Genomic DNA, 6,554 nt, shown 5'->3' on the forward strand with positions numbered 1-6,554 from the left:
CCCTACTCATCCCCCTGTTTGTCCCCCCCTTTTACCACAGGATAAGCTGTACCCCTGTGGAACTTTAAAAGTGGTTTAAATCCCCAGTTCTCTTTTCTTCTTTTTTATTAAGTCCCCCATATCACTTGTATCTATCACGAAGCCATTCACACTTATATAATTTGATTCGGTATTAAACCAAATGGTTTCATCACTATCCTTTATCCTAATTTTATATAATGGTGGATATATGAATTGAATCAGTTTCACTTCCTCAACCTCTAGCCAAGAGATTGCTTTATCCTGTCCATTGTGTTTAATCTTTACTGTTTGATTTCCTAATTCCACAATAGCAAATTTATCCCGGATCAAAAGAAATACTAAGAACGCTATTACTGCAATTAGGGCGAATATCAATGTTGTCAAAAGGTCTCGAGCCCCAGGTTGGCCATTAACAGTCATTAATTCCGGAGCAATCCAAGAAACAATAGCTACAATTGCTAATAAAATCGAAACTCCCAATAAACTGTATTTAAAGAGATAGTAGTATGTTCTGTTACTTTCCATTTTCCTAATTGGATAAGCCCAATAATTCGCTATAGGACACCCTGCCCTATATACCCTACAATTTAATACTTTCCATTCCTTCTCAAAAATGTAGCTGATAAACCGGTTCTGTGAGCGTAGCTCAGGTTCGTGAGCTAGTTGCCACTTGCCTTGCACAGTTTGATAAAAATCGGCATATAACAATGCGGGCCGAAACGGAAACCCTACTAGACTATAAACAACGTATTAGTCACCTATGAGAGTGCCTGGGAAGTGCCTCCGGTTAAACTCGCGTATCCTTCGGTCAAAACGCTCCTGACGCAACGTCACCGAAGCCACCCTCCAGTCATTCTCCAGGCACTTTAATGCTATTCTATTGGGTATCTGATAATTATTAGACCATAACTCAAAAAAGGCAACCGAAGAAAAATCCTGGTTCATTGCTCGACATCTTTAAGAAAGCATGGGAACAGCTTGTAAACGAATTTTTTAAATAAGATTAGTAAGGCCCACCAGGCAGTCAAATGAAGGAGGTTACGATAAGCGAATGCCTTGCTTTTCCTGGTGTTCTTTCGTATCTTTTGTAAGCGAATTAATAGTTAATCATTAAACCCACCCCTACTATGAAAACCATTAAGCGTACGCTCATCCGGTATATTGATTACTATTTACTTGTTGCAGGGTTTTTTGCCACCTATCTGCTTCCCGTTTCTGTTAGTCCAATAGCCATTGCCTTTATCTTTATTCTTATCCTTCAGCTTATTTTCAAAAACAGGATTATGGGGTTTATGATTGCCAGTGCATTCTCCCTGGTTAATGTGTACTTGTTACTTGCGCTACTCGCTGAGTTCGATGAAATTGCCATTGCAGGGGCAGAGGGCATATCGTTAATTCTTGTCGGGTTATCCCTTATCGTGCTCAACATTATGGTGTCTGTCGTTATGGTATTCAAGTATGCCCTTCCCGGAGAACAGACCGAGTTTAAAGTATTACAAAGTATCTAAAGGATTAGAGCGGTCTTTGATCCCCGTAAGGGTGATTCACCGGGTATGCTTACCTAACACATTAGCTTGCGCAAATGCTTTACGTTCCCTCAACTAGCGCAAGTCTTAGGAAGGTGTGACATCATGTGTGCGACTTGTGCTTGACTGACTTCAAATCATCAGGCTTAAATCACAAGTAGGTCCAAATCACGCGCGGTGCCTGGCGCCATGCATAAGACTTGAATCAGGAATGGGACATTGGGCATTAGGGGTTAGGCATTGGAGGTAGTCAATGGTCAGTCATCAGGACTGAGCGATTGTCAATTGAACATTGTCAACTGTCAATTACGCATTGCCTACTGCCTACTTCTTCGGCTTGTCGTCGTTGATCTCGATCAGATGTCCGTTGGGGTCTTTGATGTAGATTTGTTTTACGCCGTCAACCCTTACGGTAGGGGCTTTTTCTGTGCCGGGCCAGTTGGTGTAGTCGATCTTGTTGGCATCCAGGCGCTCAATAAATTTGTCGACTGACTTTACACTGAAACAGATGTGGTTGTTTTTGTTCACCTGCGGATCTTTCTCTGGTGACTGTATGAGGTGTAGTTGTCCCGCGGCACCCAGTGTAAACCATGTATGGAGTCCATCTTTAAAGGGCTCTTCTATCTTTTTAAGCCCAAGGATATTTTCATAAAACGCTGTGCTCTGCTCCAGGTTAGAGACATGAACGGCGATGTGGTTAAGCATGATGGTGGGGTCGTCCTTACCCTTTTGGCCCTTCTGGGCCGTAGCAGGAACAATAAGCATGCATATCAATACAACAGACAGGATAATATATTTCATTTTCATGGTTAAAAGAATCTACTTTGCGAAAGATAAAGAAATAATTAGGCGATTATACAACCGCTCCTGTTAAATCATGAGAGACAGAATCATTGAAATTATACGTTGGATCAGGAAATTCACTAAAGAGCAACTCCATTCAAAGAATGAAGACCTCCCCTACTATATTTCCATCATCGTTGCCATCGTTATCTTTGGCTTCGCTTTAAAGGTGTTTGTTGAACTGGCTGACGAGCTTGCTGAAAATGAACTGGTGTATTTTGATGATGCTGTCAGTAGTTACATCATCAGTTATCGCTCTCCGTTTTTAACAACAATCTTTCAATACGTAACTGACCTGGGCGATCGGTATACGTACATCGCACTGATCATTGCATTGGGGTTCTTCTTCTATTTCTACCTCAGAAAATGGATGTATACTTTACAGATAACGGCGGTACTTATTCTGGCTACGCTTTCCAATATTGCCCTGAAAAGAGCGATCAACAGGCCAAGGCCCATCACCGAGCATCTGGTAACAGTGAACTCACTCAGTTTTCCCAGCGGGCACTCCATGAGTGCCATGGCTTTCTACGGGTTTCTTATCTACCTGTGCTTCAGGATAAAAATGCATAAAGCCTTAAGATTGGCGCTTGTTATCCTTTTAAGCTTACTGATCCTCTCCATCGGTATTAGCAGAATTTATCTCGGGGTGCATTATCCTTCTGATGTGCTTGCAGGTTATATGGGCGGATTACTGTGGATTACACTTTGTATCATCATCTTTAACATTGTAGACCTTTTAAGAAAACGTAGAACAGCGCGAAACTAAATCACTGGTTACTGTTGTTGGAAAAGGATTGAACGGCAGCATCCGTTAATTATATTCGCAAAAAATTAAACTATGCAGAACCTTGAAAATAAAGTTGCTCTTATAACCGGTGGTAATAAAGGTATTGGATATGGCATTGCAGAAGCCCTTGTAAAACAAAAGGTAAATGTGGTGATCACCAGCCGAACTCAAGCTGCTGCGGACCAAGCAGTTAAAAAGCTTAATGCTTTGCGTGGTGGTGAAGCCGCAGGTATTCAGGCTGACGTAAGGGATCTGAAAAGTCAACAAAAAGCCGTTGAGCTGGCTGTTAGTAAGTGGGGTAAGCTTGATGTGTTTGTAGCCAATGCGGGCGTAGGACATTTCGGCTCTGTAGAAACCTTAACAGAAGAACAGTGGAATGAGACCATCGAAATAAATCTTACGGGTGTGTTTCATGGTGTGAAGGCAACAGTGCCGGCACTTAAAGAATCAAAAGGCTATATTATCACTATTGCAAGTCTTGCTGGTACAAACTTCTTTGCTGGCGGCTCTGCCTACAATGCGAGTAAATTCGGTCTGGTAGGTTTTACACAAGCCATTATGATGGATTTGAGAAATCACGGCATTAAAGTTTCTACCATCATGCCCGGTTCTGTTGCCACTGAATTTGATGGCAACAAGCCGAACGAAAAAGACGCATGGAAGATTCAGCCTGAAGACATGGGCCAGATGGTAGTTGATCTGTTGCAGATGAATCCAAGAACTTTGCCAAGTAAGGTTGAAGTAAGACCAAGTATGCCTTCAAAATAAGGGCGTGAACTATTTGAATTTATAATAATCACATAAGTAACAATAAATCTAATTAATGAAAACAGCAGAAATCCACACCGGTAAAGGTGTAATGAAAATTAAGTTCTTCGAAAAAGATGCTCCTAACACTGTTGCTAATTTTATCAAGTTAGCAGAGAGCAATTTTTATGACGGACTTACCTTTCACCGTGTGATCCCCAACTTCGTTGTTCAGGGTGGTTGCCCTAACGGTATCGGCAATGGTGGCCCTGGCTACAAAATTGATTGTGAGTTAACAGGAGACAACCAATATCATGACCGTGGTGTATTGTCTATGGCACATGCCGGAAGAAATACAGGTGGCTCTCAGTTCTTTATCTGCCACAACCGCGAGAACACCAAACACCTTGATCGTAACCACACCGTATTTGGCAAAGTATACGAAGGCCTGGACGTGATCGACCAGATCAGACAAGGTGATGTAATGGAGAAAGTGGTGATTAAAGAAGTAGAAGAATAATAAATACTCTGCTTCATTATTCAGTTATAATTTGGAAGAGCAGCCTGAGAGCTGCTCTTCGTCTTTAGGCCAGGAAAGACAACTTGCCACCTTCTAGGTGGGAGTGAACTACAGGATGCGATCCCATTATTGATATACTTGTAATCCCGATAACGAACACATTTATGCATATCTGAACATGAAATGAAGTACTATCGGCCTTTTTACGATATTTAGTGCAGTGGCACAGTGATTGCAAAAGGGCGAACATTACTACTGTTTGCCACTTAACCTCCATCCCTATGTTTCGAAATTACTTTAAGACCGCGTTACGAAGTCTGCTAAGGCAGGGAACCAGCACCCTTCTTAACATTGCAGGGCTGGCACTCGGCATCTCAGCAAGCCTGATTCTTTTTCTCATCGTTAGAAATGGAAATTCGTATGATCGATACCATTCTAATTTCGACAGAATCTATCGTGTTGTAACACAAGCTAAAGGGAATAACGACTATACCTTTACGCAAGGTGTTCCACCGGTCTTGCCTGATGCTTTTCGGAACGACTTCCCGGAAGCTGAGGAAGTGGCCTTTACTTCTTATCGGAGAGGAAGTTTAGTAACTGTAGTACAACAGAATGGACAGTTAAAAAAATATGAAGAACCCACTGGGGTAGTATTTGCCGAGCCTTCATTCTTCAAAATCTTTGATCGTAAGATATTAATTGGCTCACGCGAAAAAGTTTTAGATGAACCTAACGAAGCCGTGATTTCCAGACGGTGGGCAATTAAATATTTTGAAAAGACAGATGTTGTCGGCGAGATCATCCAGTATGAGCGCAATGACTTTAAAATTACTGCTGTAATGGAAGACTTTCCTCCTAACACAGATCTGCCTTTTGACTTGATGCTCTCTTATGTCACAATAAAGAAATCGATGGACCAGGCTGGCTGGGGCAGTACTTCAGATTCAGATAACTGTTACTTCCTGTTAAAAGAAAATAGCGCTATCGATGGTGTTGATCGGGAAATGTCGGCCTTCGCGCAAAAGTATGTTGGCTCAGGCGATAACAAAGCTGAAGAGACGAAATTTTTAATTCAACCGCTTAAAGAAATGCATTCAGATATGCGGTTTGGAAACTACAATAAGCATATGCCTCCTGTGGTAGGCATTACCTTTTCTGTGATTGGGATCTTTCTCCTGCTTACCGCATGTATCAATTTTATCAACCTTACTACTGCAGAAGCAATTAAAAGAACGAAAGAAGTGGGTATCCGAAAAACACTGGGAAGCTCACGCGGCGATTTGATTATAAAATACATGATCGAAACATTTTTAATAACCGTTGTTGCCGTGTTTATCTCGCTCGCCGTTGCACAGCTATCACTTGAATTTCTCAATCCTTTCCTGGAGTTGTCACTTTCTCTCAACCTGATGACAGACCTCACGCTTTGGGGATTTTTGATTGCTATTACAATTGCGGTCTCATTGTTGTCTGGGTTATATCCCGCATTTGCAGCCTCATCATTTAAGCCAGTGTTAGCACTGAAAAGTCAGGTTAGTAGCGAACCTTCATCCAGTGCAGGCTTACGCAAAGGCCTTGTTATGCTACAATTCTTCATTTCGCAATTCTTTATTATCAGTACCATTGTAATAGCGAAGCAGATGGACTTCATGCTTCAGCAGGACATAGGGTATGATAAGGATGCGATTATAACAGTTCCAATTCCCGTTAATGATACCAACAGCGCTATAGGTATAGCACGTACATTAAAAAATGAGATTCTCGCATTACCAGGAATTGAGAAAGCAACACTGAACAGTACTCCCCCTACCTCCAACAGAGTAAGTAGCACAGAATTTAAAATGACAGGTAGTGAAGCTTCTTTTAAAACGCAAATTAAACAGGTGGACAGTGACTACCTGAAAGTTTTCCGGATAAAAGTTACCGCGGGTGAAGGACTTATGGATGCTGATACCATTAACGGAGTCATCGTCAATGAAAGTCTCGCAAAAATTGCAGGCTTTGATAATATGAATGACATTGTCGGAAAAGAGATTGATCTATGGGACAAGCGGTTTCCGGTAAAAGGCGTAGTAACTGATTTTAACACTACCTCACTTGTAAAACC

General features: G+C 41.7%; 8 protein-coding genes. 5 read left to right on the plus strand and 3 right to left on the minus strand.

What is annotated here, in order from left to right; translation table 11 throughout:
- Positions 1 to 75: 75 nt before the first annotated feature.
- Both KK060_RS24275 and KK060_RS24280 read right to left on the minus strand, forming a co-directional pair.
- On the minus strand, positions 76 to 546 hold the full coding sequence (locus KK060_RS24275; protein WP_254157786.1) for a hypothetical protein: 471 nt from the start codon (positions 544 to 546) through the stop codon (positions 76 to 78).
- A 225-nt stretch (positions 547 to 771) separates the two neighbouring features.
- Positions 772 to 966, minus strand: coding sequence for a hypothetical protein (locus KK060_RS24280; protein ID WP_254157788.1), 195 nt, complete (start codon positions 964 to 966; stop codon positions 772 to 774).
- Positions 967 to 1,148: 182 nt separating this feature from the next.
- Here KK060_RS24280 and KK060_RS24285 point away from each other — a divergent pair, with 182 nt between their 5' ends.
- Positions 1,149 to 1,529 carry a hypothetical protein gene (locus tag KK060_RS24285; RefSeq protein ID WP_254157790.1) on the plus strand — a complete coding sequence of 127 codons (381 nt, stop codon included), beginning with the start codon at positions 1,149 to 1,151 and terminating at the stop codon, positions 1,527 to 1,529.
- Positions 1,530 to 1,871: 342 nt separating this feature from the next.
- Here the strand turns inward: KK060_RS24285 and KK060_RS24290 are convergent, their stop codons facing one another.
- Positions 1,872 to 2,348: a VOC family protein gene (locus KK060_RS24290; RefSeq protein WP_254157792.1), complete on the minus strand. Its 477-nt coding sequence runs from the start codon at positions 2,346 to 2,348 to the stop codon at positions 1,872 to 1,874.
- A 76-nt stretch (positions 2,349 to 2,424) separates the two neighbouring features.
- On the opposite strand from KK060_RS24290, the gene KK060_RS24295 reads away from it, so the two are divergent.
- The 4 genes from KK060_RS24295 to KK060_RS24310 all read left to right on the plus strand — a co-directional run.
- Positions 2,425 to 3,159 (plus strand): phosphatase PAP2 family protein, encoded by a 735-nt coding sequence (locus KK060_RS24295; protein WP_254157794.1) that lies wholly within the window; start codon positions 2,425 to 2,427, stop codon positions 3,157 to 3,159.
- Positions 3,160 to 3,231: 72 nt separating this feature from the next.
- Positions 3,232 to 3,948, plus strand: coding sequence for an SDR family oxidoreductase (locus KK060_RS24300; protein ID WP_254157796.1), 717 nt, complete (start codon positions 3,232 to 3,234; stop codon positions 3,946 to 3,948).
- Between the two features lie 55 nt (positions 3,949 to 4,003).
- Positions 4,004 to 4,447, plus strand: coding sequence for a peptidylprolyl isomerase (locus tag KK060_RS24305; RefSeq protein WP_254157798.1), 444 nt, complete (start codon positions 4,004 to 4,006; stop codon positions 4,445 to 4,447).
- Between the two features lie 281 nt (positions 4,448 to 4,728).
- On the plus strand, positions 4,729 to 6,554 hold a 1,826-nt coding region (locus KK060_RS24310; protein ID WP_254157800.1), incomplete at its 3' end, for an ABC transporter permease.

The organism is Chryseosolibacter indicum, assembly GCF_018598585.1.
GTDB lineage: Bacteria > Bacteroidota > Bacteroidia > Cytophagales > Cyclobacteriaceae > Chryseosolibacter > Chryseosolibacter indicus.

Bases quoted from the DNA above. Each gene is read 5' to 3' on its own strand.
- KK060_RS24275 (WP_254157786.1), bottom strand. From the start codon at position 546: ATGGAAAGTAACAGAACATACTACTATCTCTTTAAATACAGTTTATTG.
- KK060_RS24280 (WP_254157788.1), bottom strand. From the start codon at position 966: ATGAACCAGGATTTTTCTTCGGTTGCCTTTTTTGAGTTATGGTCTAAT.
- KK060_RS24285 (WP_254157790.1), top strand. From the start codon at position 1,149: ATGAAAACCATTAAGCGTACGCTCATCCGGTATATTGATTACTATTTA.
- KK060_RS24290 (WP_254157792.1), bottom strand. From the start codon at position 2,348: ATGAAATATATTATCCTGTCTGTTGTATTGATATGCATGCTTATTGTT.
- KK060_RS24295 (WP_254157794.1), top strand. From the start codon at position 2,425: ATGAGAGACAGAATCATTGAAATTATACGTTGGATCAGGAAATTCACT.
- KK060_RS24300 (WP_254157796.1), top strand. From the start codon at position 3,232: ATGCAGAACCTTGAAAATAAAGTTGCTCTTATAACCGGTGGTAATAAA.
- KK060_RS24305 (WP_254157798.1), top strand. From the start codon at position 4,004: ATGAAAACAGCAGAAATCCACACCGGTAAAGGTGTAATGAAAATTAAG.